This is a genomic window from Cellulomonas sp., assembly GCF_036279715.1.
Lineage (GTDB): Bacteria > Actinomycetota > Actinomycetes > Actinomycetales > Cellulomonadaceae > Cellulomonas_A.
Genome location: NZ_DASUIR010000128.1, coordinates 1 through 2,032, shown reverse-complemented (window position 1 = coordinate 2,032; position 2,032 = coordinate 1). Strand labels below are relative to the sequence as shown.

3 protein-coding genes are annotated in these 2,032 nt (G+C 67.5%); all 3 read right to left on the bottom strand.

From position 1 onward, the window contains the following. On the bottom strand, positions 1–701 hold a 701-nt coding region (locus VFW79_RS12310; protein ID WP_329677581.1), incomplete at its 3' end, for a translation initiation factor IF-2 N-terminal domain-containing protein. Between the two features lie 66 nt (positions 702–767). Further along, complete coding sequence (locus VFW79_RS12305; RefSeq protein ID WP_329677582.1) at positions 768–1,127, bottom strand: YlxR family protein; 360 nt, start codon at positions 1,125–1,127, stop codon at positions 768–770. A gap of 74 nt (positions 1,128–1,201) precedes the next feature. Beyond that, positions 1,202–2,032 (bottom strand): transcription termination factor NusA (gene nusA / locus VFW79_RS12300; RefSeq protein WP_329677580.1); only part of this gene is annotated, 831 nt, incomplete at its 5' end.

The window sequence follows — 2,032 nt, the reverse complement described above, 5'->3', positions numbered from 1 at the left end:
CTGGGCGCAAACGGGTTGTTGCCGGGACGAGCAGCAGGCGTCGCCTCGCGGCCCTCGCGGCCCTCACGGGTCTCACCGCGGGGCTCACGGCTCTCGCGGTCACTTCGAGGCATGCCCTGGCTCGGCGCAAACGGGTTGTTGCCGGGTCGGGGAGCCCCGGGACGGGGGCCTGGACGCGTGGCGTCGCCACCGCCTTCGCGGGCCGCAGGCGCCTCGGGCGCACCGGCCTTGGCCGCAGCAGTCGTGGGAGCAGCAGTCGTGGGGACGGCGCTGTCCGGAACGTCGGCGAACGGACGGGTGACCGGTTTGGGCCCGGGCGTGGGAGCGCCGGGACGCGAGGGGGTTTCAGGGGCGCTCACGGCGGCTGGGGCGGCGACTTGCACCGTCGGAGCAGCAGGGGCCTCGGTGGCAGTCGCTGAGTTGGCGGCCTCAGCGGTGACCGTCACATCAGGGGCCGCGGCGCCGGGCTTGGCAGCCGACTTCTTGGCGGTGGACGCGGCGCCTGCCTTGGCGCCGGCATCGGGAGCCCCGGCGGAAGTCAGGTGTGCGGGGAACGTCTCGCGAATCTTGCGGACGACTGGGGGTTCGATGGTCGATGACGCCGACCGGACGAACTCGCCCTGTTCTTTCAGATGGTTGAGCAATATCTTGCTCTCGACTCCAAGCTCTTTTGCGAGCTCGTAGACCCGGACCTTAGCCACGTTTCTCCTTCATCTTTGGCCCGGGCAAGAGATGAAGCGCGGACCGTCGTTAGTGCTGGGTGTTGCTCATCGGTGAGTACTCATCGGGTGCTCATCAGCGTCAAACCCGCTTTCGCGTTCGGAAACCTGCTGAACCGGCAGCTCCAGGGTGGAGCCGTCAGTTGTGACGACGGACTGCGCGTGGGCCTCGACATATGCACTCACGTCCGCCAGCTCGAGCTGGGCCTTGACATGCAGGGCCCGCCCGAATGCTTTGCGGCGTAAGGCGAGATCGAGACACTCCGGTGTTGGGTGCAGCCAAGCGCCACGCCCAGGCAACCGGAGCCGCGGATCGGCAACGACTCTGGCAATGTGCTCACCGGTGTCGTCCCGCTTCGCTACAACTCGCAGCAATGCTGATCGATCATCGCGACGACGGCAACCCACGCACGTACGTGTCACACGTTGGGTTGGCCGCTGACGGATACGTCGCAACCGATCGATCTCCACCACTCTACCGCCTAGTGCTCACGGTCCGTGCCAGCATCGGCCTCAGGAGCACCCTCATCGTGCCCGGGCGCGGTGTCAGAGCGGATGTCGATGCGCCAGCCGGTGAGCTTGGCGGCAAGGCGCGCATTCTGACCTTCCTTGCCGATGGCCAGCGACAGCTGGTAGTCGGGGACGATCACCCGGGCCGAACGCATCTCCAGGTCGACGATCTCGACCGAGTTGACCCGCGCCGGCGAGAGCGCGGCCGCAACGAAGGCTCGAGGGTCCTCCGAGAAGTCCACGATGTCGATCTTCTCGCCGTGCAGCTCGGCCATGATCGCCCGGACCCGGGCACCCATCGGGCCGATGCAGGCGCCCTTTGCATTGACACCAGGGATCTTTGAGTGGACGGCGACCTTGGTCCGGTGCCCCGCCTCACGCGCCAGTGCGGCGATCTCGACCGTGCCGTCGGCAACCTCGGGGATCTCGAGGGCGAACAGCTTGCGAACCAGGTTGGGGTGGGTGCGCGACAGGCTGATCTGGGGTCCACGCTGACCACGCTTGACGCTGACCACGTAGCAGCGCAGACGCTGACCGTGGACGTACTTCTCCCCCGGCACCTGCTCGGCCAGGGGCAGCGATCCCTCGATGGCCCCGAGGTCGACCATGACGTAACGCGGATCGCTGCTCTGCTGGATGATCCCCGTGATGATGTCGCCCTCGCGGCCGTGGAAGTCGCCCATGATCGCCTCGTCCTCGAGGTCACGCAGCCGCTGCACGATCACCTGACGTGCTGTCGACGCCGCGATCCGCCCGAAGCCTGCCGGTGTGTCGTCGAACTCGGGCCCGGGCTCAGAGCGCTC